The sequence below is a fragment of the Bradyrhizobium sp. USDA 376 genome, assembly GCF_054063675.1.
The window spans coordinates 8,834,140-8,857,747 of the sequence record NZ_JBSSGN010000001.1 but is presented as its reverse complement, the minus strand read 5'-3'; the positions used below and the strand labels follow the sequence as shown (position 1 = coordinate 8,857,747).

Below are 23,608 nucleotides of genomic sequence, written 5' to 3'. Positions count from 1 at the left end.
CCGCGAAATTGGAGCGGGGGCTCAGTCTCCGGCTGCCGTCGTCGCGACGGTCTCGAGCTGGCTTCTTATCCAGCGATGCGCCGGGTCTTTCTGGTAGCGCTGGTGCCAGACCATGAACATCGGCAGCTCGGCCAGCGTCCGTGTGCGCGACGCCAATGGAATGCGCGTTTGCGCGAAGCCGCCCATCACGCCGGACGCAAGCAGGCTCGGCATGCTCGCGAGCATCTGCGAGCCGCGCAGGAACGAGGGCACGCCGGAAAAGCTCGGCACCGAGATCGCGATGTCGCGGTGGAATCCATTGGCGGCCAGGCGGCGGTCGAAGTCGAGCCGCTCGTTGTCGGTATAGACGACGGTGATGTGGCGCGCCGCGAGATAGGCATTGCGGTCGGAAGGCGCCGCGCGCGCCTTGGGATCGTAGTAGCAGACGTAGTGATCGCTGAGCAGCCGCTTCTGCACGATGTCGACGCCGGACGGCGGCAGCGGCGTGATCATGAGATCGCAGCGGTTTTCGCGCAGCATGGCGGGCGAGGGGGATTGCGAGGGGATGACCCGCAGGTTCAGGCTCTTCACCTGGCCGGCGACATGATCGAAGAAGCGCGGCAGCAGAAGGTCGCGCTGGAAGTCGTTGGCGGCGATCGTCAGCGACAGCTGCGCCCGCGCCGGCGCGAAGCTGACGCCGCCGGCGAAGCTGCGCATCTCGTCGATCAGCGCGCGCGCCTTCGCCGCGAGGGCCTGGGCGTGCGCGGTGGCGACGATGCCACGGCCGGACTTGGCGAACAGCGGATCGCCGGCGATCCGCCGCAGCTTGTTCAGGCCGTGGCTGACTGCCGATTGCGTCAGGTCGAGCCGTGTCGCCGCCGCCGTCACCGAGCCTTCCTCCAGCACCGCGAGGAACAATTCGAGGGCGTGGCCGTCGAGGGCCAAATGATCGATTTCTTTCATGGGATTCATTATAATCGATCTATTTATCTTGAGAATACATCGTCTCATGATCTCCCGATAAGCCGCGCGCCCGGACCCGGGCGCCCCCAGGGAGAGACAACGCCGATGAATGCCCAGGCGCCAGCCTTGCAGGATCCCCGCCTCAACCGCCCCGAGCCGTTCGCGTCGCCGCTCGGCGATGGCGGCTTCTTCCAGCGCGACCGTTCCATCCATCCGCCGGCGCACGCGCCCGGCTACAAATCCTCGGTGCTGCGCTCCCCGCGCCAGGCGCTGTTGTCGCTGGAGAACTCAGTCTCGGAGATCACCGGGCCGGTGTTCGGCCACAACGATCTCGGTCCGCTCGACAACGACCTGATCCGCAACTACGCCAAGGACGGCGATCCCGTCGGCGAACGCATCATCGTGCACGGCCGCGTACTGGACGAGACCGGCCGGGGCGTTCCGAACACGCTGGTCGAATTCTGGCAGGCCAATGCCGGCGGCCGCTACCGGCACAAGAAGGACACGTATCTGGCGCCGGTCGATCCGAACTTCGGCGGCTGCGGCCGCGCGCTGACCGATGACACCGGCTATTATTATTTCCGCACCGTGAAGCCGGGTCCCTATCCCTGGCGCAACTACGTCAACAGCTGGCGCCCCGCCCACATCCACTTCTCGGTGTTCGGCTCGGGCTTTGCGCAGCGGCTGATCACCCAGATGTATTTCGAGGGCGATCCCCTGATCCCGGTCTGCCCGATCCTGACGACGATTCCGGACAAGGATGCGCTCGACCGTCTGGTCGCGCCGCTCGACCTCAACGCCTCGACGCCGTTCGACTCGCTCGCCTATCGCTTCGACATCGTCCTGCGCGGCCAGCGCTCCACCTATTTCGAAAATCGCACCGCGGGGAACTAAGTCCATGCCGCAGCCGCTCAACTATCTCAAGGAAACCGCCTCGCAGACCGCCGGGCCCTACGTCCATATCGGCCTGATCCCGGCCATGGCCGGCTTCGACATCTTCGAGAAGAACTTTTCCAACGTGCTGGTGACGCCGAACACCAAGGGCGAACGCATCACGCTGGAAGGCAGGGTGCTCGACGGCAGCGGTACGCCGCTGCGCGACGTGCTGCTGGAAATCTGGCAGGCCAATGCGGCCGGCCGCTACAACCATCCGGCGGATCGCTCGACCGGCGCGCTGGAACAGGAGTTTCGCGGCTGGGGCCGCGCCGGCTCCGACTTCGACAGCGGCCTCGTCACCTTCGAGACCATCAAGCCCGGCGCGATCACCGACAAGACGGGGCACAAATGCGCGCCGCACGTCAATGTCTGGATCGTCGCGCGCGGAATCAATATCGGTCTCAACACGCGGCTCTATTTCTCGGACGAAGAGGCCGCCAATGCCGCCGATCCCGTGCTCAACCTGATCGAGCAGCCGGCGCGCCGCAAGACGTTGATCGCGACGCGCAGCGAGCGCGCCGGCAAGGTCGTGTATTCCTTCACGATCAACTTGCAGGGGCCGGAGGAGACGGTGTTCTTCGACGTGTGAGGATCCGGCGGTCGTCGCGCAGGGTCACTCGACCCGGTCGTCGCGTTTGATCGTTCCGCGCGCGAGGAATTGCGGTGGCTGCCGCACCTCGCGCGATCCCGCGCGCTCGACCGGATCGCGCCCCACCTTTTGTTTCAGCTCAGCCAGATCGATGAAGACGTCCGCCTGCCGGCGCAGGTCGTCGGCGATCATGGGGGGCTGGGTGGAGAGCGTGGAGACGACCGTCACGCGGACACCGCGGCGTTGCAGGGATTCCACCAGCGAACGAAAATCCCCGTCGCCCGAGAACAACACGATCTGATCGACATGTTCGGCAAGCTCCATCGCACTCACGGCGAGATCGACATCCATGCTGCCCTTCACCTTGCGGCGGCCGGTGGTCGCGTCGACGAACTCCTTGGTGAGCTTGGTGACGACGGTGTATCCGTTGTAGTCGAGCCAATCGATCAACGGACGAATTGACGAGAACTCCTGATCCTCGACGACGGTCGTGTAGTAAAAGGCACGCAACAACGTACCTCGGCTTTGAAATTCGCTGAGCAGGCGCCTGTAATCGATGTCGAAGCCGAGCGCCTTGGAGGTGGCATAGAGATTGGCGCCATCGATAAAGAGTGCGATCTTCCCAATTGAAGACATTATGCACAAATCTCCAGTTCCGCACGAAGCCCGCCTGTTCGGCCGCAGGGCACCGTGTGTCGGCGGGAAACACTGAAGGCGCCGATGGCTTGCGGAAAAAGCGGCGCCGGCGACCGGACAGGGGTGGCCGCCTTGCGCCAAGGTTAGGGAGGGTTCCATGCCACCAGCGCCAGGGCGCCGAATGCAGCCACGCTAAGGCGAGCGCATTCCCTGCTCAATTGTACTGAGGTAAGGGGCCTCTATCCAAAGGATAGCACCGCATATACGAAGGTAAGTGGGGCGCGCCGGCAACGTCCGATGGTCACCCTTCGCCGTCATGCAGCTGCGCGCGAAAGGCGCGCGGCGACAGTCCTGTGGCGGCCGCATAGACCCGGCTGAAATACGCGGGGTCCTCGAAGCCGAGCGCGTAGGCGATCGTCGAGACCGGCAGGTTGGTGTAGACGAGGTTGCGCCGCGCCTCGCGGATCAGCCGGTTGAGGATCAGGTGCGAGGCGGTGTCGCCCGTTGCCGTCCGTGTCACGCGGTTGAGATGGGTCGGCGTGATCGACAGCGCGTCTGCGTAGTCCGCAACGCTCCAGCGCTCCAGATGATGCTGTTCGAGCAGCGCCTCAAAGCGGCGGAACAGGCCGCTTTCCGCCGTACCGTTGCCGCCGCTCCCGCTGGTGAGCGCGCGGGCGACGAGACCGATCATGGCTGCGGACAACGCACGCAACACATGGGCGCGGCCGTAGTCGCGTCCCGCGTGCTCGGCGAAGATCTGCTTCATGGTGGCGCGGATCTGCGGCGTGCCGCGCACCACGCCCGATTGCGACAGGACTCCGCGCAAGCCTTCGGCGGCGAGCAGCGCCTCGTCCAGGATCTCGGCGGCGATGGTCAATACCCAGCCCTGGGTATCCGGTTCGAAGCGGAAGCCGTGGACGTGTCCCACCGGTACGTTGACGATCTGCATCGGTTTCAAGGGCACCACGCGCCCGTCGAGCGTCGCCTCGCCGCCGCCGCGCTCGATCAGCAGCACCTGGTGCAGCCGGGCATGACGGTGTACGGCCAGGGTCCAGTCATGCAGCACCGAGCGGGACGCAATCGTCTCGCAATGCACGACGTCGGGCAGATCGCCGGACTCGCCGAACAGATTGTAGACCCGGATCGCCGGGGCAGGGGCCGTGCTTCTCATGTTCGAATAGTACAAGACAATGACGAAACCCTCCATCGGTCTGCAGCACCAAATCTGCAAAAAAGTGCCGACGGGAGGACGCAAAAATGAAAGTTCAGGTCTGTATCATCGGCGGTGGGCCCTCCGGGCTGCTGCTGTCCCAGCTCCTGCATCTCAAGGGCATCGACACGATCGTGCTGGAGAAATACAGCCGCGACCACGTGCTGGCCCGGATCCGCGCCGGCGTGCTCGAGCACGGTTTTGCAAAGCTGATGCGCGAGGCGCAATGCGGCGAGCGGATGGACCGCGAGGGCGAAATCCATAACGGGTTCGAGATTGCCCATGACGGCATGCTGTCCCATATCGACCTGCACAAGCATTCCGGCGGCAATTCGGTGCTGGTCTACGGCCAGACCGAACTCACGCGTGATCTCTACGAGGCGCGGGACCGCTTTGGCGGCAAGGTCGTGCACAATGCCGAGGATGTGACGCCGCACGAGCTGACCTCGGACCGGCCTTACGTGACCTACCGCTCGAACGGCGAGACCATCCGCGTCGATTGCGACTACGTCGTCGGCGCCGACGGCTTTCACGGCGTCAGCCGCAGGTCGATCCCGAAGGACGTCCTTCGCGAATACGAGAAGGTCTATCCGTTCGGCTGGCTCGGGGTGCTGTCGCGCACGAAGCCGGTGTCGCCCGAGCTGATCTATGTGAAGCACGAGCGCGGCTTTGCGCTCTGCTCCCTGCGTTCGCAGGTGCTGAGCCGTTACTACATCCAGGTGCCGCTGACCGACAAGGTGGAGGACTGGAGCGACGATGCGTTCTGGGCCGAGCTGAAGCACCGCCTGCCGGAGGAGGTCGCCGGCCGCCTGATCACGGGGCCGTCGATCGAGAAGAGCATCGCGCCATTGCGCAGCTTCGTCGCCGAACCGATGAGCTATGGCCGCCTGTTCCTCGCCGGAGATGCCGCCCACATCGTCCCGCCGACCGGCGCGCGCGGACTGAACAGCGCCGCCTCCGACATCTACTATCTCTACCACGCCATGCTCGCGCACTATCAGCGCGGTGACGATTCCGGCCTCAAGGGCTACTCGGCCAAGGCACTGGCGCGGATCTGGAAGGCGCAACGCTTCTCCTGGTGGATGACGATGATGCTGCATCGTTTCCCCGACCGGATCGAGTATGAGGATCGGCTGCAACAGACGGAGCTGGACTATCTGCTCTCGTCGGAGACGGCGCAGCGCCTGCTCGCGGAGAATTATGTGGGCCTGCCGTTTTAGGCGGTCGCCACTTTCACCCTCCCCCTCCTGGGGAGGGTAAGAGGCCACTACTTCCCTTCCAGCGTATTGACGGGCGTCCAATCCGGCGGCGGCGGACTTGCAGCGAGCGCCTTCGCGCGCTTCGCGAACAACGTCGACGCTGGGTCGGCCGCGGCCGCTTGCCCGAACGCATCAGCCGCTTTCGCAAAATCCCTTGCCCGCCAGCAGGCCAACCCCTCCGCATAAGCGGCCGCCACCTTCGCCTGTGCGGCGCTCTCCCCGCCCTTGTCCGCCAGCGGCTCGAACACCCTGATCGCTTCGCCGCGCCCCATCACCCTGATGGCGTCCAGCTCGCGCCAGGCGAAAATGTCGCCGGTCTGCGCGACCGTCGCTTCCGATGCCATGATCGCGGTGCCGTAATATTTGTTGGCGCCTTCGAGCCGCGAGGCGACGTTCACGGTGTCGCTCATCACGGTGTAGTTGAAGCGGCGGCGGGAGCCGATATTGCCGACCACGGCTTCGCCGCTGTTGAGCCCGATGCGGTGCGACAGGCCGTGGCCGGCGAAGGCGGGGTTGCCGGCATTGAGCTCCGCCAGCTTCTCATGACATTTCAGCGCTGCGTGAACCGCGTTGCGCGCGTGGGCAGGATCGTCGGCGGGTGCGCCGAACATAGCGACGATGGAATCGCCGATATATTTGTCGACGTAGCCGCCATGGCCCTCGATGATGTCGGTCATGGCGGAGAGATATTCGTTCATCAGCGTGACCAGTTCGCCCGGCGTCATCGTCTCCGCGATCGAGGAGAAGCCGCTGAGGTCGGAGAAGAACATCGTGACGTTGCGCATCTCGCCGCCGAGCGCCGGCATCTTGCCGGAGGCGACCATGGTCTCGATCACCTCGGGCGCGAGATAGAGCGCAAAACTCTTGCGCAGGAAACGCTCGTCGCGATCGGCCAGCACGAAGCGATAGCCGATCATCATCGCCAGCGACGCGAGGCTTGCCAGCGCAGGTTCAGTCAAGGGTAGTGCCAGCGCATGCACGAACACGCCGACGGCCACGGCGGTGTAAAGGGCGATGAAGGCGAACCATGCGATTAACGCGCCGGCAGGTGCGAGCATGCAGGCCGCGCAGGCGATGATCGCTGCGAGCGCAAACGTGAGAATGGTCCGCACGGGAAAACCGAGCTCGGTCACGGCGTCGTGCTCGATCAGGTTTCGGACCACCGTGGCGTGCACGAACACGCCGGCGATGTCGTTGCGGGCCTTCTGCGCGGCGCTGGCGGGGGCGGGCAGGGCGCATCGTGGCGCGGGCGAACCGTCATGGCCGCCGGACAATCGCGTCGAGGTGAGCTTGCGGTCCTCGAAATTGAGGATGGTGCCGAGCAGCACGACCTTGCCCTCGAAGGCGCGGCGGAAGAAATCGCGGTCGCCCTTGTCGGCGCAGGCGTGCAGGTCGGCGAATGAATAGGCCGGGACGTCGCGGCCCAGGCCGCGAAAGTTGAGCGTCAGTGTATTGGCTACCGCGCTGGGAATCGCATAGCCGGACAACTCCATCGCGCCGGATGGCCCGGTCTCGGGCCTGGTGCCGAGGGCGCGCGCGGCGAGCTCGACCGCCATCGCCGGAACGGGCTTGCCGTCGATGGAGAAGCTCAGCGGCATCCGCCGGATCACGTCGTCGGGGTCGGTGTGGACGTTGAGAGCGCGGATATTGTTCTTCACCGCCAGCTGCTGCGCGCGGTAGGGCCTGTCCGGATGGTCGTTGCTCAGGATTTCACCGAGCACCAGCTTGCCGCTGTCGGAGAGCTGCCGCAGGGCGATGAGGTAGTCCCGGTCAAAGCCCTTCATTCGCGTGCCGAGCGGCGCTTCGCCAAAGGGAATCTCGGACTGCTCGATCGAGCTCGGAAAGATCACGTCGAAGCCGATCACCTTGGCGCCGCCCTCGGTGATGCTGCCGAGCACGCGGCCGATCTCGCGCGTCCAGGTCTGCGTCGGCGATCCCTTGAAGGGCGGGGTGTTATACGTCTCGCCGTCGATCGCGACAACGACGACCGGCGACGTCGCGGGATCGCGGCGGTCGCCAATGATCTTGCCGCGCAGCGCCGTGAGGATGTCGAGCGAGAGGCCTTGCAGCGTTTGAAGCGGTGGTGACGTGAAGACCGCGCCCGCAAGGAGCGCGATCAGGATCGCCGCAACGATGTCCCGCCTGCCGAGCCGCCGCATCGCGCCTTCGCGGAGCCGCTTATTCGAGCCGCAGCAGGCGGCCGACGATCGGCGTCGGCGATGACGTGGCGCTGGCATCGACCTGGAAGGCGTAGCGCTTGGCGCCGAGGATGGCGAGATAGCTGCCGCCCGGCGTCAGCGACTTCCCGGCCTTGGCGAAGTCATAGAACTTGCCGCCGATCATGACCTCGTTCTTCAGCGGCACGGTGATCGTGGGTTCCTTGCCATCGGTGCGCTCGATCACCAGCGTACTGCCGCTCTTGGCCTGCACCAGCGGGGCCGTGCCGTAGAGCGTCGGCAGCTTGGCCGGGGCGCCCTTGGCATCCGAGCGCATCGTGCGGAAGGTGGTCGCGGCGCTCTGGTTGGCCTCGCGCTCGGACAGTTTCGCCGCATTGGTGTCGCAGGGCACCTTTTCCCGCTTGACCTCGCCGAGTTGCACGGTGCTCTGCTCGGCACCGACCAGCACGACGCCTTCGCTGATGGTCTCGCGCTGGCAGGATTTCAGGTAGCTGAGCGTGATGCTCGCCTTGGGCCCGAGCTTGATGATCTTGCCCGGCGCCACGTAGTCCATGAAGGCGATGCCGTCGACCTTGCCCTGGACGTCCTCGACGATTGCAGCCGGAGTCTCCGCCAGGGCGGGAGTCGCAACACAGAACGCGCCGACAACGGCACCGATCAGGCTTTTCATGGGAATTCTCATCCAATTCGACCGATATATGACCGGTCCCTGTCCTGGTTCGATGCTTAGCAGCGGCGCGCCCAGGCAAGTGTGACCAGAATCACTCTTTATTCTTGGTGCCACCTTAGCAGGAACAGGTTCAACCCGGCGACCGGAGAAAACAGAGCTGCGGCAAGCTGTTGCCCGGATGGATAGTGTCAGCTGGCCGGGACGGCCTCGGCTGAACGGTCCTCGGCGGGACGGCTCTCCGCTGTGCTCTCTCTCATGGGAACGAGCGTGACCTCGGTCTTCTGAAATGGCGTTGACTGCTGCCCGGCGGCGATCTTCACGACCTCGTCCCAGCGCGACAGAAAGGCCTCGACGCAGGCGGGATCGAACTGCCGTCCCGCGTTCTCGATCAGGTAGTTGCGCGCCATCTCGAGCGGCATCGGCTCCTTATACGGCCGCCGCGTCGTCAGCGCGTCGAATACGTCGGCGACCGCGACCACGCGTGCGGCGATTGGGATCTCGTCCGTCTTGAGGCCGTTCGGATAGCCCATGCCGTCCCAGCGCTCGTGATGGCCTGCGGCAATTTGTGCGCCGAGCTGGATCAGCTCGCAGCTGGAGTCCGCCAGGATCCGTTCGCCGATCCTGGCGTGGGTGCGGATCACCGCCATCTCCTCGTCGGTCAGCTTGCCGGGCTTCAGCAGGATGTTGTCGGGAATGGCGACCTTGCCGACGTCATGCAGGGGCGCGGCGAGATAGATGTCGCGGCAGAGCCGGGCCGGCAGGCCGAGCTGCTCGGCGATGATGCGGCTGTAGCGGGCGACCCGCAGCGTGTGCTCGCCGGTGTCATTGTCGCGATACTCGACCGCGAGCGCGAGCCGCAGGATGATCTCCTCCTCGCGCTCGCCGAGCTTTCGTGTCGCGGCCGCGACTTCGCTGGCGAGATGCGCGGCGCGATCATTGAGCTTGCGCACGGCTGCACCAAGCTGAATCAAATTCCGCAGGCGCACCGTCATCTCGACGCTCTGCGGCGCCTTGGGCAGGAAATCGGTTGCACCAGCCTGCAGCGCTTCCATCTTCACGTCGTCGGTCTGCCGGGACGTGATCATCGCGATCGGGATGTCGGCGCAGCCGGGAAGGGTGCGGAGCGTGCGGATGAAGCTGATGCCGTCCATGTGCGGCATCTCGTAATCGACCAGCACGAGGTCGAAGACGCGCTCGCGCGCGCAGGCCAGCGCGTCCACGGGATCGAGGAAGGTGGTGGCCTCGACCAGACCTTCGGCCTCGATGTGCCGTTTCAGGAAGTTGAGGACGGAGCGGCTGTCGTCAACCAGAAGCGCTTGGGTCAGCATCGGCGGCCGGGCTTGTTCGGAAGGCGAGGCATGACCTCAACAACTAGCGTTTGCGATTTAACGCGAAGCAAACGTTTCACCGGTGGCAAGCTGCCTGACGACTGCGCGCGGCGCATGAGATTTGAGCGGGCCATGCACGTCTGCATGCGGACGCGAAGTTCTTCGAATTGTGACCCGTAGTTGTACGGAGGTATCCATTAGGGGTTTGCACACTCTCCATACCGAATAGTCGTCGCGCGGGATTCGCGCCATGCGTGCAGTGAGTCCCCGAGAATTTTGGGGGACGAATGTCGTCTGATGTCACTGAGCCGAAGTGGTCCCTACGGCTGCCTGCAGACTGCAGTATCGCTGCGATTCGCAATGTCTATGACCTGATCCGCGACGCGTTCGGCCGCCAGGAGCGGCTCGAGATCGATTGCTCCAGCGTCGACAAGGCCGACGTCACCTCGATCCAGCTTCTGCTGTCGACCGCCAAGACGGGCGAGGCCCAGGGCCGCCCGGTGGTGCTCACCTCATTCTCCCAGTCTCTGCGCAACACCCTTCGCCGCGCCGGCTTCGCCAGCGAGGCGATGATCGATCAGCACTTCCCGCAAAAGAAAGATGGCACCTAATGGCCACGATTCTCACGGTCGACGATTCCCCCAGCATCCGGCAAATGATCAAGGTCGTGCTCGAGCCGGCCGGTCACAGCGTGATCGAGGCCGGTGACGGCGCGCAAGGGCTCGCGAAGGCCCAGGCCGGCAAGCTCGACCTCGTCATCACCGACCTCAATATGCCCGTCATGAACGGGCTGGAGCTGATCCGGGCGTTGCGCAAGCTGCCGAGCGCGGTCGGCATGCCCATCGTGTTCCTGACCACCGAATCCAACGATGCGGTGAAGCAGGAAGCCAAGAGCGCCGGCGCCACCGGCTGGATCACCAAGCCGTTCAAGCCGGAGCAGTTGCTCGCCGTCGTCGGCAAGCTGGTGCGCGCATGAGCGCGATGGACCCGACCGAGGTCTTCCGCCAGGAAGCCAGCGAGCTGTTCGAGGTCCTGGAAGGGGCCCTGCTCGATCTCGGCCAGCGTCCCGACGACCGCGAACTGGTCGATTCCGCCTTCCGCGCCCTGCATACGATCAAGGGTTCGGGCGCCATGTTCGGCTTCGACAAGGTCGCCTCCTTCACCCACGAATTCGAGACCGCGTTCGATCGCGTCCGCAAGGGCGAGATCAAGCCGACCCAGGAGCTGATCTCGGTCGCGCTCGCCGCCAAGGATTACATCCGCGCGCTGATCGAGGATCCCCAGTCGACCGACGATATCATCGGCGAAGCCATCCTCGACGACCTCAGGCGCTTCGTGTCGGCGGATCAGCCCGCAGCTCCGGTCGCCGCGATCGCGGAAGCGCCGCCGCTGACGCCGGCTGAGAGCAAGCAGGCCGGCTGGCATCTTTATCTGGAATTCGAATCGCACATCCTGCGCAACGGCTCCAACCCGCTCGATCTGCTGGAAGATCTCTGCAAGCTCGGCCCCTGCTTCGTCGTGCCCGTCACTGACGGCATCCCGTTCCTCGAAGAGATGGAGCCGGAAGACTGCTATCTGAAGTGGGACGTCAAGCTGCACGCGGCCTGCGACAAGGACGCGATCGACGACGTCTTCATGTTCGTCCAGGACGAGATGAAGCTGACGCTGTTGCCGCTCGCGCAGGTCGAAGCGCCTGCCCCGGCGCCGATGTTCCAGCTCTTCGACGAGGAGCCGGCGCCCATGGCCGAGATGGTTGCGCCGGTGGTCGAGATTGCTGCCGCGCCGGTTGCCGAGCAGCCTGTCGCAAAGGCAGAGCCGAAGCCCGAAGCCAAGCCGGAGCCGAAGCCCGAGGCCAAGCGCGAAGAGCGCGGCATCGCCACCGTCCGCGTCCAGGCCGAGCGCCTCGACGAGCTGATGGACCGCGTTGGCGAGCTCGTCATTGCCCAGGCGCGGCTGAGCCAGCTCGCCGCCTCCGGCTCCGACCTCTCGATCAAGATGATCGCCGAGGAGATCGAGCGTCTCGCGTCCTCCTTGCGCGATACCACGATGGGCGCCCGCATGGTGCCGATCGGCTCGCTGTTCGGCCGCTTCCGCCGCCTGGTGCACGATCTCTCGCGGGACCTGTCGAAGCCCGTCGAATTCGTCACCTCGGGCGAAGACACCGAGCTCGACAAGACCATGATCGAGTGCCTGGCCGATCCGCTGGTGCACCTGATCCGCAACGCCATCGACCACGGCATCGAGGACACCGCAACCCGCGCCGCCAACGGCAAGACCGGGCAGGGCCGGATCGAGCTCGCTGCCGTCCATTCGGGCGCGCAGGTGCTCGTCACCGTGAAGGACAATGGCGGTGGCCTCAACACCGCGCGCGTCCGTGCCAAGGCGGAGGAGCAGGGGCTGATCGCCGCCGGCGCCGTGCTGAGCGACCACGAAATCCACCAGTTTCTGTTCCACCCGGGCTTCTCGACCGCGCAGACGATCTCGGCGCTGTCGGGCCGGGGCGTCGGCATGGATGTGGTCAAGCGCACCATCGAGAACATGCGCGGCTCGATCGACCTGTCGACCAGACCCGGCCAGGGCACGACCGTGACGCTGCGCCTGCCGTTGACGCTCGCGATCATCGAAGGCCTCCTGATCCGCGTCGGCGAAGGTCGCTACATCATTCCGCTGTCGGCTGTGGAGGAATGCGTCGAGCTGACAGCCGAGGACGAACGCTCGCGCGGCCGCAACTTCCTCAACGTGCGCGGCAACCTCGTGCCGTTCCTGCGTCTGCGCGAGCTTCTGACGGCCTCAGGTTTGCCCGACAAGCACCAGAAGACGATCATCATCTCGACCGGCGAGACCCGCGTCGGCCTCGTCGCCGACCAGATCATCGGCAACCACCAGACCGTGATCAAGTCGCTCTCCAAGCTGCATTCCGACGTCACGATCTTCTCCGGCGCGACGATTCTCGGTGACGGCACGGCGGCGCTGATCCTCGACGTCGCCCAGCTCGTCACGCTGGCGCAGTCGAAGGTCGAGAAGCAGCACATCAGCGAGGCGGCGTGATGAACGAAGGTTCGGCCGGAGAGCATCAGACGGGCGCGATGCAGGTCGTGATGATCGGGCTCGGCGAGGAGAAGTTTGCGCTCGACGCCGGCCTCGTGCGCGAGATCATCGATCCCGTCCCCGTGACCAAGGTCGCCGGCGCCCGGGCTTTCGTTCCCAGCGTGATCAACGTGCGCGGCAACGTCATCCCGCTCGCGGATTTGCGCATCCGCTTCGGCATGCCGCAGCTCGACAATTCGGCCGACACGCGCGTCGTCGTCATCGAGCTCGATCTCGACGGCGAGCCGGTGCTGGTCGGGGTCACCGCGGACAAGGTCTACGAGGTCACGGAAATTTCGCAGACCGACGTGCAGCAGACGCCGCGCGTCGGCATGCACTGGAAGCCGGAGTTCATTCGCTTCATCGCCAAATGGCGTGAAGAGTTCGTCATCGTTCCCAACATGGAACGCATCCTGAATTGAGATGAGGTCTCGGGCGAGACTGGGGTAGGGGCTGGAAATGAGATTTACGGTCAAGGCAAAACTTGCCAGCGCGTTCGGCGTGGTCCTGCTGCTCTCGATGGCGGCCGGCGGCCTCGCTTATGTGAAGCTGAGCGACATGATCGACACCGCCGACAGCCTCGTGTCGCGCGCCGGCCGGATGGATCGTGCGGCGGAAATCGAGAAGGGAATCCTGCTCCAGGTCCGCGCCGAGAAGAACCTGCTTCTCGCGCCCGATAGCGAAGCCGACCGCTTCGTCGCCGAGATCGCCAAGCAGCGCGAGACGCTGCTGAAGCTGAAAGAGGAGATCCATGCTGCGGCCTCCGCCGAGGGCAAGAAGCTCCTCGACAATTTCGGCGCCGCCTATGCCCGGATGAATGCCGTTCAGGACGACGCCCTCAAGACGGCCCGGACCGACAAGGCGAAGGCCGCCGAGCGCTCGATGACCGAAGTCCGCAAGGCGGTCGGCGAAGCCATGGAAGCCGCCAACGCCTATGTCAGCAACGTCAAGAAGAACATGGCCGCCCAGGCGGCCCAGGCTCACGAGGACGGCAACCGGGCTCACATGATGCTGATCTCGGCCGTGCTGGCGTCGCTCGCGATCGGCCTGATCGCGGCGATCTGGATCTCGATGAGCATTGCCCGTGGCCTCGGCCGCGCGGTCGGCCTTGCCGGTGCGGTGGCGGGCGGCGATCTCAGCCAGACCATCAACGTCTCCAGCAATGACGAGATCGGCGATCTCGTCAAATCGCTGAACCTGATGGTCGAGAAGCTTCGGCAGGTCGTCGAGGAAGCGCTCACCGCGGCCAGCAACGTCTCGGCCGGCAGCCAGGAACTGTCCGCCAGCGCCGAGCAGCTGTCGCAGGGCGCGACCGAGCAGGCCTCGTCCGCGGAGGAGGCCTCGTCCTCGATGGAGGAAATGGCTTCGAACGTGAAGCAGAACGCCGACAACGCCAACCAGACCGAGAAGATTGCGGCGCAGTCGGCCAAGGACGCCGAGGCCAGCGGCGTCGCCGTCGGCCGCGCCGTCGAGGCGATGCAGACCATTGCCGAAAAGATCACCATCGTGCAGGAAATCGCCCGCCAGACCGATCTGCTCGCGCTCAACGCAGCGGTCGAGGCCGCGCGCGCCGGCGAGCACGGCAAGGGGTTTGCGGTGGTTGCTTCCGAAGTGCGCAAGCTCGCCGAGCGCAGCCAGGCCGCGGCTGCCGACATCGGCACGCTGTCGACGGAAAGCGTGAAGGTCGCGCAGGAAGCAGGCCACATGCTGTCCAAGCTCGTGCCCGACATCAAGAAGACCGCCGCGCTGGTCCAGGAGATCACCGCGGCTTGCCGCGAGCAGGACGTCGGCTCGGCGCAGATCAACCAGGCGATCCAGCAGCTCGACAAGGTCGGCCAGCAGAACGCCAGCGCCTCCGAGCAGGTCTCCTCGACCTCGGAGGAACTCGCTTCGCAGGCCGAGCAGCTCCAGTCCACCATCTCCTTCTTCCGCACCGAGCATGCCGGGCGCAGCGAGAGCGCCGCGCCCGCGCCGATCGATCGCGCCGTCACCCAGCTGCGCGCCAAGGCGGCGCACATGGCGGCAGTGGATCGCGGTGCGAAGAAGCCCGCGCCCGTCCGCAAACCGGCACGTGCGATGAAGGTCGCGGGCGGTGGCGGTTTTGCCTTCGACATGCATGACGGCGAAGACGACCGCGACGCCGAGTTCCAACGCTGATCAACCGGTCCGGCTCGCGCCGGACCGTGCTCGTTTCCAAACCCTGAGATCCCTGGACTGCATCATGGCCGCAACCTCGCAATATCTGACGCTCGGGCTCGCCGGCGAGACGTTCGGCATCAGCATCCGCAACGTCCGTGAGATTCTCGACATGCGACCGATCTCGCGGCTTCCACACGCGCCGAATTTCCTGCTCGGCATGATCGACGTGCGCGGCAGCGGCTATCCGATCGTCGACCTCCGGACCAAGCTCGGCCTGCCCAGCGTCGCGGCCACAGAAGCCACCCGCATCATCATCCTCGACGTGCCGATGAAGGACCGCCTGGTCGGCGTCGGCTTCGTCGCCGACTGCGTGTTCGAGGTCACCGACATCGACGAGCAGGCGATCGAGCCGATCCCCGAGGTCGGCGGGACGTGGCAGTCCGACTACGCCGCTGGCATTGGTCGCAAGGGCGAAAAATTCGTCGTCATCTTCGACCTCGCCAAGCTGATGGCGAATGACAGGATCCCGGAAGCAAGCGATGCCGGCGCCGATGCGCCTCGCGCCGCCTGAGTTTGCAAGAGTGAAGCGTGGTCAAGCGTAAGCACCTCAATTCGAACCAACGAGCCTAACAATGAGATTCACCGTCAAAGCCAAGCTTGCCAGCGCCTTCGGCGTCGTCATCCTGCTCTCCATGATCGCCGGCGCGGTCGGATACATGAAGCTGGCCGACATGGTCGGCACCACAGAGGTTCTCGTCGCCCGTGCGGGCCGCATGGAGAAGGCCGCAGAGCTGAAGGAAGGCATTCTGTTCCTGGTGCGCGCCGAGAAGAACTCGATCCTGGCGGCGTCCGACGCTGAATATGACCAGTTCATCGCCGACCTCGCCAAGAACCGCGAAGCGATCGCCAAGTCCAAGGACGAGATCCACGCAGCGGCCAGCGAAGGCGGCAAGAAGCTGATGGACGCATTTTCGGCGGCCTTCACCAAGCTGAACGCCTACCAGGACGAGACGGTCAGGCTTGCGAAGACCGACAAGCCGAAGGCGCTGGACCGATCCATGCATGACGGCCGCAAGGTCATCGCAGACGCGCTGGAAGCGGTCGACGGCTATATAAGGAACACCAAGAAGAACATGGCCGACCAGGCCGAGCAGGCGAAGCAGGATGGCGCTCGCGCCGAGCTGCTGCTCATGAGCCTGGTCATCGCCTCGCTGCTGATCGCTGCCGTCGCCGCGACCTGGATTGCGATGAACATCAGCCGGGCGCTGGCCCAGGCCGTCGGCCTCGCCGACGCGGTCGCGATCGGCGATCTCAGCCGCAAGATCGAGTCCTCCAGCAACGACGAGATCGGCGACCTCATCAAGTCGCTGAATGCGATGACGGTGAACCTGAATGCCACTGCGGCCGTCGCCAACGAGATCGCGCAGGGCAATCTCATGGTCGAAGCCAAGCCGCTGTCGGAGAAGGACACGCTCGGCCTCGCGCTCGAGCGCATGGTGGAGAAGCTCCGCCAGATCGTGTCGGAAGCCTTGACCGCGGCGCAGAACGTTTCGGCCGGCAGCCAGGAGCTCTCCGCCAGCGCCGAGCAGCTCTCGCAGGGCGCGACCGAGCAGGCCTCGTCCGCGGAGGAGGCCTCGTCCTCGATGGAGGAGATGGCCTCGAACGTGAAGCAGAATGCCGACAACGCCAACCAGACCGAGAAGATCGCCGCGCAGTCCGCCAAGGATGCCGAGGCCAGCGGCGCAGCGGTCGGGCGTGCCGTCAACGCGATGCAGACCATCGCCGAGAAGATCACCATCGTGCAGGAGATCGCGCGCCAGACCGATCTGCTCGCGCTCAACGCGGCGGTCGAGGCCGCGCGTGCCGGCGAACACGGCAAGGGCTTTGCGGTGGTCGCTTCCGAAGTGCGCAAGCTTGCCGAGCGCAGCCAGGCGGCCGCGGCCGAGATCGGCACGCTCTCGGCCGACACCGTCAAGGTGGCCCAGGAGGCCGGCGCCATGCTGGCCAAGCTCGTTCCTGATATCAAGAAGACCGCGGAGCTGGTCGAGGAAATCACGGCGGCCTGCCGCGAGCAGGACGTCGGCTCGGCGCAGATCAACCAGGCGATCCAACAGCTCGACAAGGTCGGCCAGCAGAACGCCAGCGCCTCCGAGCAGGTGTCCTCGACGTCGGAGGAGCTTGCCTCTCAGGCCGAGCAGCTCCAGTCGACCATCGCCTATTTCCGTATCGAGCAGGGTGGAAAGGGCCAGGCCGCGCCGATCGATCGGGCGGTGACGCAGTTGCGCGCCAAGGCGGCAACCATGGCGGCGGTCGAACGTCCGGCCAAAAAGCCCACGGCGAGGCCAGCGCGCGCTCTGAAGGCTGCCGGTGGCGGCGGCTTCGCCTTCGACATGAACGACGGCGAGGACGACCGCGACGCCGACTTCCAGCGCTGAGTTTCTTTGTGGGATCGGCCCCCAATGGGGGCCGATCTGTCTTCAGCGATTGCGTAAACGTGTAGGATTCCAGATGGCCCGTTCGGCCCGACATTCAGTGCAGGCGGCCATCCTGGACCGGGGCATGCGGCCATGATGCCCGCCATGCAGGATACGGCCGTGCATCTGTCGGACCGGCACTTCCGAACCATCGCCGAATTGATCGAGGGCCAGGTCGGCATCAAGCTGCCGCAGGGCAAGCGGCTGATGCTGGAGGGGCGGCTGCACAAGCGCGTGCGCGCGTTGAATTTTTCCGACCTCAACGAATATGTCGACAACCTGTTCGAGGCCGACCATTTCGACACCGAGCTCACCCATCTGATCGATGTGGTGACGACCAACAAGACCGACTTCTTCCGCGAGCCCCAGCACTTCACCTTCATGCGGGACATCGCCGTCCCCGCTCTGCTCAAATCGCATGGCCGCAGGAACGCGAACCTGAAGATCTGGAGCTCGGCGAGCTCGACCGGCATGGAAGCCTACACGACGGCGATGGTGCTGGACGACATGACGCGGAACGGCTCGCGCTTCCAGTATCGCATCCTCGGAACCGACATTTCGACGGCCGTGCTGCGCCTCGCCAAGACCGCGATCTACACCCGCGATGTGCTTGCGCCGGTGCCCGAGAGTTTCGTGAAACGATATTTCCTGTCGTCGCGGGACAAGTTGCGCGGCGAGGTGCGGGTTGTGCCGGAGCTGCGGCGCATGACGCATTTCATGCGCATGAACCTCATGGATGCGTCCTATCCCGTCGATCGCGACGTCGACATCATCTTCTGCCGCAACGTGCTGATCTATTTCGAGCGCGAGACGCAGCGCAAGGTGATCGAGCAATTGTGCAACCATTTGCGGCCGGGCGGCTATCTGCTGGTCGGACATTCGGAATCGATGATTCACAGTGCAGTGCCGGGCTTGAAGCAAGTTCAGCCAACCATTTTCCAGGTCTAGCCGGAGCGCAACCAGAATGCCGAGGGAGAAAGTTCGCGTGCTGATCGTGGACGATTCGGCGTCGGTGCGCCAAATCCTTCAGACGATCCTTTCCGAAGACCCTGATATCGAGGTGATGGCGACTGCCTCAGATCCCTTCGTCGCGGCCCGCCGCCTCGAGAAGGAGCTGCCCCACGTCATCATTCTCGATCTCGAAATGCCGCGCATGGACGGCATGACGTTCCTGCGCAAGATCATGGCGCAACGCCCGATTCCGGTGATCATCTGCTCCTCCCTCACCGAAGAGGGCTCCAACGTGATGTTCGAGGCGTTCGAGGCGGGCGCGGTCGACATCGTGCCGAAGCCGAAGATCGACACGCGGCAGGCGCTGCTCGAATGCTCCACGCGGCTGCGCGAGGCGGTCAAATCGGCAGCGCGCGCGCGGGTCCGTCCGCGTTCGGAGCGGCGCGTGGTCGAGAAGAAGCTGACGGCCGACGCCATCATCCCGCCGCCGGTGCAGGGCAAGTCCCGGCCGACGACGGAACGCATCGTGTGCATCGGCGCCTCGACGGGCGGCACCGAAGCGCTCAACGACGTGCTCGAGATGCTGCCGCCGCATTGTCCGCCCATCGTCATCGTCCAGCACATGCCGGCGGGCTTTACCGCGGCCTTTGCCAGACGCCTCGACAGCGTCTGCCAAATCCGGGTCAAGGAAGCCGAGGACGGCGAGCCGGTCCTGCCGGGCTGTGCCTATATCGCGCCCGGTGCCCGTCACATGCTGCTCCAGCGTATCGGCTTGCGCTACCAGATCGCGATCAAGGACGGCCCGCCGGTGTCGCGGCATCGCCCCTCCGTCGACGTGCTGTTCCGCTCGGCGGCCCAGCATGCCGGCGCCAACGCACTCGGCGTCATCATGACCGGCATGGGCGATGACGGCGCACGCGGCATGCTGGAGATGCGCAAGCTCGGCGCCTCGACGCGGGCGCAGGACGAAGAGAGCTGCGTGGTATTCGGCATGCCCAGGGAAGCCATCGCCCATGGCGGTGTCGAGAAGGTCGTGTCGCTGCACAATATCCCGCGCGAGATCATGCTCTGGTACCAGGCCGGACATGCCGTGATGGCAGGTTGAGCGCGATGTCCGCCATTCAACCCAACACGCTCACAGAGGCGATCGCCGCAATCGAGGATGTCTCTTCCCGCATCGAGGACGTCTTCGCGCGGGTCGGTCACGAGCTCGGCCGCGGCCACATCATCTTCAAGGAGCTGAACCAGGGTCTAGCGACGCTCTCCGGGGAGCTCTCGGGCGCCGAGATCGAGGGCGCCGCGACCGCGTTGCAGGAGATTGCCGCCCGGCTCAGCGAGCTGGCGCAGGCGCTGCCGGCCGAGAGCGCCCTGCTTGCGACGATCGGCGCGAGCACCGCAGAGGCGTCCTCGCTGCTGAAGCCGTTGTTCAAGCACATCCAGATGATCACCATCATCGCGCGCAGTGCGCGGATCGAGGCGGCCTCGCTCGACGGCGACCGCGAGGGCTTTCTTGCCTTCACGCAGGAAGCCTACGATCTCGGAAAGGCCGTACAACGCTCGCTCGAGGGCTGCGCGAAGGACCAGCAACGTCTGTCGGAAGCCGTCGCCACCGCCTCTACCCGGCAGAAGGAGTTCGAGAGCCGCTACCGTAATCAGCTGGTATCGGAGAGCGCGGAGCTCGGCGCGGCCTATAGCGGACTTCGCGACCAGCGCAGCAAGAGCAGCCATCTCGCCGACCTCGCGAGCGCCAGCACCAAAAAGATCGCCGAGGCGGTCGGCAGCGCGATCATCTCGCTGCAGGCCGGCGACAGCACGCGCCAGCGCCTCGAGCACGTCTGTCACGGTCTCGGCCTTGCATCGGGATCGGCCCCGAGCCTCGTGCCCGAACCGGTTGCGAGCGACGACGGCGCGCGCGCGATCTGCCAGTTGCAGGCGGTCCTGCTCAGGGACGCCCAGCGCGAGTTCGGCGCCGACATCGGACAGATCGTCCGTGCGCTGACGGCCATCCTGCACGATGCCGGCAGCGTCGTCGGCCATGGCCGCACGCTGTTCGGCGCTGAGGATGGCGGCTCGTCGTCGTTCCTGGCACGCATCAAGCAGACGCTGGCACATGCCTCGACGTTGATCTCCACTTGCGAGGGCGCCGGCCGCTCGGTCGACGACGCGCTCGCGATCGTCGAGGACACACTGGCGAAGTTTCGCCAGGCGATCGCGGGCCTTGCCGAGGCCACCGTCGACATCACCCTGATCGGGATGAATGCCGGCCTCAAGGCAAGCCATCTCGGCAGCCGCGGCAGCGCTTTCGTCGTGATCGCCAACGAGCTCAAGGCGACCGCGGACCAGGTCTCGGCGGGGGCGGCGCGGTTGAGACCCGTGCTCGACGGTATCGAGCGTTCGTCCAGGGAGCTGAGGGAGCTGCGCGTGCAGGGCGATCCCACGCAGCTTGCCAAGCTCGAGCCGCAGATCCTCCAGGCGCTGCGCGAGGTCGAGGTGGGCAACCAACGGCTCGACAAGCTGATGAGCCGGCTCGTCGACGAAGGCGCCGAATTCGAAGGCCTGATGAATTCGGCGCAAGGGCTGATGACCACGCTTGGCGAAGGCTCCGCGGCCTTGCCTGCTGTTGCCGCGCGCCTCGAGACCGCGAGCGCGGGCGCACAGCGGCCGCAGCCGCAAGCGCAGGACGAGGCTCTGCTCGACGATCTCTTCGCGCGCTACACCATGGAGCGCGAGCGGGACGTCCACCGCGAATTCTTGCAGACGCTCGGGCTTGCGTCGAGCGCCGCGACGCGGCGCGTCGAGGCGGTCGAGGCCGCCGATGACGGCATAGAGTTGTTTTGACGTCCGCGTCCCCGTCCGCGCCGCGCGCCTCGGCCGCAATTCGATGGATCGGGTTTTCGGGGCGTTAACCTTGCCGACAGCGCTGGCGGGTTGGCCATTGTCGCGCCCCAGAGTTGGTCGCAAATAGCCCGTCAACTTCGCGTCGAGAAATTTTCGTATGTTGAGAGACGGCAAATACGCTGCCTGGTTCAGGACCGCGCGTGGCCAGGGCACTGGCGTGGTGGATCTCGCCGAGGGCCGGATTTCGGGCCGCGACAGCTTCTTCACCTATGGCGGCTCGTATCGTGTCGATGAGAAGCGCTTCTCGGCGGTCTTGACCGTGAACCGGCACTCCGATGGTCCGCCGAACGTGTTCGGGCCGGACCGGGTCGAGGTCGACCTCTCGGGCGTATGCAACGGCCTGCTGGCGACTTGCACGGGAACGGCCAGGGAAGCACCCGACGTGAAGTTCGAGGCGACGCTGATCTACAGCCAGGAAGAGACGCCGGCCTCCGACGCCCGATGTGCGGTCGTGAGGCTCAATGCCGACAAATTGCCGAAGGGCCTCGACAACCGGACCCGACCGCGCCCCGTGTTCACACCGACCAAGGCTCCCCTGTCCTGAGGCGCCGCGGTCTTAGCTTTGCATTGACGCTGATGTCGCGAAAACATCGCCAGAGTGTACTGCAGCAACGCTGCTTTTAGAGGTGACGTCTAGGTTGAGATCCATAACAAAAGGCGGACAGGGACATGCCTCAGATCTGGATGACATATGACGAACTCGCGACACTCAACGGCTGCAGCGCTGCCGAAGCACGGCTGCAGGCGCTGCATCTGTCGCTCGATCGCCGCAAGAGCCGCGACGGGAACACGCGCGTCAAGCTGAGCCCCGCAATGATGGCTCGGTTCTTCGAGGCCGTTCGCGAAGCCGACTTCGCTCTCGACGATGCGATCGCGGCGCTGCGCGAGACCCATCGGCAGATGTCCGGTGTTCTCACGACCGAGCAGGAGAGCCCCCGGCGCGGAGTGGCGTAGGTTCGCCGCACCGCCGGCCACCCTAGGACGGTGGCCGCGGCAGGAAAGCCAGGATGGTCTGGGCCAGAAGGACGCCGACGGTGCCGCCGGCGGCCTTCTGCAGCACATCTATGAGCCGTGGATCGCGATCCGGCGTGACTGCTTGCAGAACCTCGAGTCCGATCGCGACGCCCACCACGAACATGCAAGCCAGCTTGAGCCGCCCGGGTAACAGGAACGACAGAAGGAAGCCCAACAGGCCATAGGCGCTGAAGCGCTCAATGACGACGACCCAATAGGCCTCCGCGTGGCCCACGAGCACCGGCCTGCCCGCGAGCTTGGCGAGGGTGGCGTAGATGATGAGCGCGAGGCAGATTCCCGCGGCTGCGATGAGATGGTTGCGGCGCATGGCGCCAGCATAACGGCTCCGCCGGCCGGCCGCTTTCGAAAGCCAAGAACATCGTTAAAGTTCACGAACCTTCAGGAGATGAACCAGGGTTCGCGGTCGAATCGCAGATCGGTGATGACGATCAGGCGCGAAGCCACGCGCCTGACCGTGACTAAGTCGCTCGCGGGACGTGACGTTCAGCGCCGATTGTAGGACCAGCCCTTGTCGACATCGGTCGGGTAGCGGGCCGCGAAGTACGGATTCTTGAGGCAGTTCCGCGCCGGGTCATAGATCCAGTCCGCGCATTCCCGGTAATTGAGGAACCTGCAATCGAAGCCGAAGGCGCACCATGGCGCACCGTTCGGAAATCCGAACCGCACGGGGACTTGCGCCGACGCCATTGAAGGCAGAGCCAGGAGCAGAGCTACGGCGAGTGCGCGGGACAGCATGGTGCATTCCTCCAACAAACAATCAGGCGGATTTCGCAGCCGGTCGCGCGATCGTTCTCCGCCGAAAAAAGGGACGACGCTCAATCTTCGTCGCTGGGCAGCTTAACATCCCGGCGCGGAGAGATCGAGTGTGCTGAAGGTATTTGGGCTTGCGTCGTTTGGCGGCCTTCCATCGTCGCTTGATGCGGGGAGGCGCGCACGTCCGTGAGCTGTCGCGCGTGACCGGCGCGGCGGGCGCTAGTTCTTCTTGGTGCTCTTGGATTTCAGCGACAGGCCGAGCCGCAACGCCATGCGCTTGATCGCGTCGGGCGAGCGACCGAGAAGTTTCGCCGCCTCTTCCAGCGATGTCGAAGACTTGGCCAACTCCATCAGCCGGCGGTCTTCCTTGAACGACCAGGGCCTGCGCGCCATAACCGAAATCATCCTCTCGTCGACACAACGACAAAGCCGCCAAGCGGACCCACGTTCGCTCGACGGCTTTGCTTGGTGGGGCCGGGCCTTGGGGGAGCCCGGTGTGAAGATGGATATGCGATCCTTCGGCA

At 65.2% G+C, this 23,608-nt stretch carries 24 protein-coding genes; 15 read left to right on the top strand and 9 right to left on the bottom strand.

The genetic code is table 11. The annotated features are described in order from the left end of the window. Positions 1 to 21: 21 nt before the first annotated feature. Positions 22 to 951, bottom strand: coding sequence for a LysR family transcriptional regulator (locus ACVJ19_RS41670; RefSeq protein WP_453954853.1), 930 nt, complete (start codon positions 949 to 951; stop codon positions 22 to 24). A gap of 96 nt (positions 952 to 1,047) precedes the next feature. Between ACVJ19_RS41670 and pcaH the strand changes: the two genes are divergently transcribed. Both pcaH and pcaG read left to right on the top strand, forming a co-directional pair. Beyond that, positions 1,048 to 1,836, top strand: a complete 789-nt coding sequence (gene pcaH, locus ACVJ19_RS41665) for a protocatechuate 3,4-dioxygenase subunit beta (protein ID WP_212346785.1) — start codon at positions 1,048 to 1,050, stop codon at positions 1,834 to 1,836. A 4-nt stretch (positions 1,837 to 1,840) separates the two neighbouring features. Continuing rightward, positions 1,841 to 2,467, top strand: coding sequence for a protocatechuate 3,4-dioxygenase subunit alpha (gene pcaG / locus ACVJ19_RS41660; RefSeq protein ID WP_212346783.1), 627 nt, complete (start codon positions 1,841 to 1,843; stop codon positions 2,465 to 2,467). 24 nt (positions 2,468 to 2,491) lie between these two features. Here pcaG and ACVJ19_RS41655 read toward each other — a convergent pair whose 3' ends face one another. Together ACVJ19_RS41655 and ACVJ19_RS41650 are read right to left on the bottom strand one after the other, a co-directional pair. Then, entirely contained in the window at positions 2,492 to 3,103 is a 612-nt protein-coding gene (locus ACVJ19_RS41655; protein ID WP_453955313.1) for a LabA-like NYN domain-containing protein, read from the bottom strand. Between the two features lie 301 nt (positions 3,104 to 3,404). Next, the gene (locus ACVJ19_RS41650) at positions 3,405 to 4,310 is read right to left on the bottom strand and encodes a helix-turn-helix domain-containing protein (RefSeq protein WP_453954852.1); all 906 of its coding nucleotides are present in this window, start codon (positions 4,308 to 4,310) and stop codon (positions 3,405 to 3,407) included. A 50-nt stretch (positions 4,311 to 4,360) separates the two neighbouring features. Here ACVJ19_RS41650 and pobA point away from each other — a divergent pair, with 50 nt between their 5' ends. Then, positions 4,361 to 5,533, top strand: a complete 1,173-nt coding sequence (gene pobA, locus ACVJ19_RS41645; RefSeq protein WP_453954851.1) for a 4-hydroxybenzoate 3-monooxygenase — start codon at positions 4,361 to 4,363, stop codon at positions 5,531 to 5,533. Positions 5,534 to 5,580: 47 nt separating this feature from the next. Here pobA and ACVJ19_RS41640 read toward each other — a convergent pair whose 3' ends face one another. From ACVJ19_RS41640 to ACVJ19_RS41630, 3 genes are all read right to left on the bottom strand, one after another. Further along, positions 5,581 to 7,731, bottom strand: a complete 2,151-nt coding sequence (locus tag ACVJ19_RS41640) for a CHASE2 domain-containing protein (RefSeq protein ID WP_453954850.1) — start codon at positions 7,729 to 7,731, stop codon at positions 5,581 to 5,583. Positions 7,732 to 7,750: 19 nt separating this feature from the next. Then, a complete protein-coding gene (locus ACVJ19_RS41635) occupies positions 7,751 to 8,419 on the bottom strand; it encodes a hypothetical protein (RefSeq protein ID WP_453954849.1) in 669 nt (222 codons plus the stop codon). A 188-nt stretch (positions 8,420 to 8,607) separates the two neighbouring features. Beyond that, positions 8,608 to 9,747 (bottom strand): HD domain-containing phosphohydrolase, encoded by a 1,140-nt coding sequence (locus tag ACVJ19_RS41630; RefSeq protein WP_453954848.1) that lies wholly within the window; start codon positions 9,745 to 9,747, stop codon positions 8,608 to 8,610. Positions 9,748 to 10,034: 287 nt separating this feature from the next. Between ACVJ19_RS41630 and ACVJ19_RS41625 the strand changes: the two genes are divergently transcribed. The 12 genes from ACVJ19_RS41625 (at position 10,035) to ACVJ19_RS41570 (ending at position 22,250) form a co-directional block, all read left to right on the top strand. Beyond that, entirely contained in the window at positions 10,035 to 10,358 is a 324-nt protein-coding gene (locus ACVJ19_RS41625; protein ID WP_453954847.1) for an STAS domain-containing protein, read from the top strand. Further along, entirely contained in the window at positions 10,358 to 10,723 is a 366-nt protein-coding gene (locus ACVJ19_RS41620) for a response regulator (RefSeq protein ID WP_018644022.1), read from the top strand. Before ACVJ19_RS41625 ends, ACVJ19_RS41620 begins: the two co-directional genes overlap by 1 nt. Then, positions 10,720 to 12,795, top strand: coding sequence for a chemotaxis protein CheA (locus tag ACVJ19_RS41615; protein ID WP_453954846.1), 2,076 nt, complete (start codon positions 10,720 to 10,722; stop codon positions 12,793 to 12,795). The genes ACVJ19_RS41620 and ACVJ19_RS41615 overlap by 4 nt, the downstream gene beginning before the upstream one ends. Further along, positions 12,795 to 13,256 carry a chemotaxis protein CheW gene (locus ACVJ19_RS41610; RefSeq protein WP_453954845.1) on the top strand — a complete coding sequence of 154 codons (462 nt, stop codon included), beginning with the start codon at positions 12,795 to 12,797 and terminating at the stop codon, positions 13,254 to 13,256. Before ACVJ19_RS41615 ends, ACVJ19_RS41610 begins: the two co-directional genes overlap by 1 nt. Before the next feature lie 37 nt (positions 13,257 to 13,293). Further along, positions 13,294 to 14,991, top strand: a complete 1,698-nt coding sequence (locus ACVJ19_RS41605; RefSeq protein ID WP_453954844.1) for a methyl-accepting chemotaxis protein — start codon at positions 13,294 to 13,296, stop codon at positions 14,989 to 14,991. Positions 14,992 to 15,055: 64 nt separating this feature from the next. Next, positions 15,056 to 15,544, top strand: a complete 489-nt coding sequence (locus tag ACVJ19_RS41600; RefSeq protein WP_260385685.1) for a chemotaxis protein CheW — start codon at positions 15,056 to 15,058, stop codon at positions 15,542 to 15,544. A gap of 61 nt (positions 15,545 to 15,605) precedes the next feature. Beyond that, entirely contained in the window at positions 15,606 to 17,408 is a 1,803-nt protein-coding gene (locus ACVJ19_RS41595) for a methyl-accepting chemotaxis protein (RefSeq protein ID WP_453954843.1), read from the top strand. Positions 17,409 to 17,540: 132 nt separating this feature from the next. Continuing rightward, positions 17,541 to 18,395 carry a CheR family methyltransferase gene (locus tag ACVJ19_RS41590; protein WP_453954842.1) on the top strand — a complete coding sequence of 285 codons (855 nt, stop codon included), beginning with the start codon at positions 17,541 to 17,543 and terminating at the stop codon, positions 18,393 to 18,395. Between the two features lie 16 nt (positions 18,396 to 18,411). Further along, positions 18,412 to 19,503 carry a protein-glutamate methylesterase/protein-glutamine glutaminase gene (locus tag ACVJ19_RS41585; protein ID WP_453954841.1) on the top strand — a complete coding sequence of 364 codons (1,092 nt, stop codon included), beginning with the start codon at positions 18,412 to 18,414 and terminating at the stop codon, positions 19,501 to 19,503. A 5-nt stretch (positions 19,504 to 19,508) separates the two neighbouring features. Beyond that, the gene (locus tag ACVJ19_RS41580; RefSeq protein ID WP_453954840.1) at positions 19,509 to 21,236 is read left to right on the top strand and encodes a chemotaxis protein; all 1,728 of its coding nucleotides are present in this window, start codon (positions 19,509 to 19,511) and stop codon (positions 21,234 to 21,236) included. Between the two features lie 157 nt (positions 21,237 to 21,393). Then, positions 21,394 to 21,840, top strand: a complete 447-nt coding sequence (locus ACVJ19_RS41575) for a hypothetical protein (RefSeq protein ID WP_453954839.1) — start codon at positions 21,394 to 21,396, stop codon at positions 21,838 to 21,840. A gap of 125 nt (positions 21,841 to 21,965) precedes the next feature. Further along, entirely contained in the window at positions 21,966 to 22,250 is a 285-nt protein-coding gene (locus ACVJ19_RS41570; protein WP_453954838.1) for a hypothetical protein, read from the top strand. Positions 22,251 to 22,272: 22 nt separating this feature from the next. On the opposite strand, the gene ACVJ19_RS41565 is transcribed toward ACVJ19_RS41570, so the two are convergent. The 3 genes from ACVJ19_RS41565 to ACVJ19_RS41555 all read right to left on the bottom strand — a co-directional run bounded on the left by ACVJ19_RS41565 (position 22,273) and on the right by ACVJ19_RS41555 (position 23,477). After that, positions 22,273 to 22,638 (bottom strand): VanZ family protein, encoded by a 366-nt coding sequence (locus ACVJ19_RS41565; protein ID WP_453954837.1) that lies wholly within the window; start codon positions 22,636 to 22,638, stop codon positions 22,273 to 22,275. Positions 22,639 to 22,814: 176 nt separating this feature from the next. Then, a complete protein-coding gene (locus ACVJ19_RS41560) occupies positions 22,815 to 23,066 on the bottom strand; it encodes a hypothetical protein (protein WP_453954836.1) in 252 nt (83 codons plus the stop codon). Between the two features lie 237 nt (positions 23,067 to 23,303). Beyond that, on the bottom strand, positions 23,304 to 23,477 hold the full coding sequence (locus ACVJ19_RS41555; protein ID WP_183246004.1) for a hypothetical protein: 174 nt from the start codon (positions 23,475 to 23,477) through the stop codon (positions 23,304 to 23,306). Positions 23,478 to 23,608: the final 131 nt, after the last annotated feature.

Coding starts and splice junctions, on each gene's coding strand:
- ACVJ19_RS41670 (WP_453954853.1), bottom strand. CDS start 951: ATGAATCCCATGAAAGAAATCGATCATTTGGCCCTCGACGGCCACGCC.
- pcaH (WP_212346785.1), top strand. CDS start 1,048: ATGAATGCCCAGGCGCCAGCCTTGCAGGATCCCCGCCTCAACCGCCCC.
- pcaG (WP_212346783.1), top strand. CDS start 1,841: ATGCCGCAGCCGCTCAACTATCTCAAGGAAACCGCCTCGCAGACCGCC.
- ACVJ19_RS41655 (WP_453955313.1), bottom strand. CDS start 3,103: ATGTCTTCAATTGGGAAGATCGCACTCTTTATCGATGGCGCCAATCTC.
- ACVJ19_RS41650 (WP_453954852.1), bottom strand. CDS start 4,310: ATGGAGGGTTTCGTCATTGTCTTGTACTATTCGAACATGAGAAGCACG.
- pobA (WP_453954851.1), top strand. CDS start 4,361: ATGAAAGTTCAGGTCTGTATCATCGGCGGTGGGCCCTCCGGGCTGCTG.
- ACVJ19_RS41640 (WP_453954850.1), bottom strand. CDS start 7,731: ATGCGGCGGCTCGGCAGGCGGGACATCGTTGCGGCGATCCTGATCGCG.
- ACVJ19_RS41635 (WP_453954849.1), bottom strand. CDS start 8,419: ATGAAAAGCCTGATCGGTGCCGTTGTCGGCGCGTTCTGTGTTGCGACT.
- ACVJ19_RS41630 (WP_453954848.1), bottom strand. CDS start 9,747: ATGCTGACCCAAGCGCTTCTGGTTGACGACAGCCGCTCCGTCCTCAAC.
- ACVJ19_RS41625 (WP_453954847.1), top strand. CDS start 10,035: ATGTCGTCTGATGTCACTGAGCCGAAGTGGTCCCTACGGCTGCCTGCA.
- ACVJ19_RS41620 (WP_018644022.1), top strand. CDS start 10,358: ATGGCCACGATTCTCACGGTCGACGATTCCCCCAGCATCCGGCAAATG.
- ACVJ19_RS41615 (WP_453954846.1), top strand. CDS start 10,720: ATGAGCGCGATGGACCCGACCGAGGTCTTCCGCCAGGAAGCCAGCGAG.
- ACVJ19_RS41610 (WP_453954845.1), top strand. CDS start 12,795: ATGAACGAAGGTTCGGCCGGAGAGCATCAGACGGGCGCGATGCAGGTC.
- ACVJ19_RS41605 (WP_453954844.1), top strand. CDS start 13,294: ATGAGATTTACGGTCAAGGCAAAACTTGCCAGCGCGTTCGGCGTGGTC.
- ACVJ19_RS41600 (WP_260385685.1), top strand. CDS start 15,056: ATGGCCGCAACCTCGCAATATCTGACGCTCGGGCTCGCCGGCGAGACG.
- ACVJ19_RS41595 (WP_453954843.1), top strand. CDS start 15,606: ATGAGATTCACCGTCAAAGCCAAGCTTGCCAGCGCCTTCGGCGTCGTC.
- ACVJ19_RS41590 (WP_453954842.1), top strand. CDS start 17,541: ATGATGCCCGCCATGCAGGATACGGCCGTGCATCTGTCGGACCGGCAC.
- ACVJ19_RS41585 (WP_453954841.1), top strand. CDS start 18,412: ATGCCGAGGGAGAAAGTTCGCGTGCTGATCGTGGACGATTCGGCGTCG.
- ACVJ19_RS41580 (WP_453954840.1), top strand. CDS start 19,509: ATGTCCGCCATTCAACCCAACACGCTCACAGAGGCGATCGCCGCAATC.
- ACVJ19_RS41575 (WP_453954839.1), top strand. CDS start 21,394: ATGTTGAGAGACGGCAAATACGCTGCCTGGTTCAGGACCGCGCGTGGC.
- ACVJ19_RS41570 (WP_453954838.1), top strand. CDS start 21,966: ATGCCTCAGATCTGGATGACATATGACGAACTCGCGACACTCAACGGC.
- ACVJ19_RS41565 (WP_453954837.1), bottom strand. CDS start 22,638: ATGCGCCGCAACCATCTCATCGCAGCCGCGGGAATCTGCCTCGCGCTC.
- ACVJ19_RS41560 (WP_453954836.1), bottom strand. CDS start 23,066: ATGCTGTCCCGCGCACTCGCCGTAGCTCTGCTCCTGGCTCTGCCTTCA.
- ACVJ19_RS41555 (WP_183246004.1), bottom strand. CDS start 23,477: ATGGCGCGCAGGCCCTGGTCGTTCAAGGAAGACCGCCGGCTGATGGAG.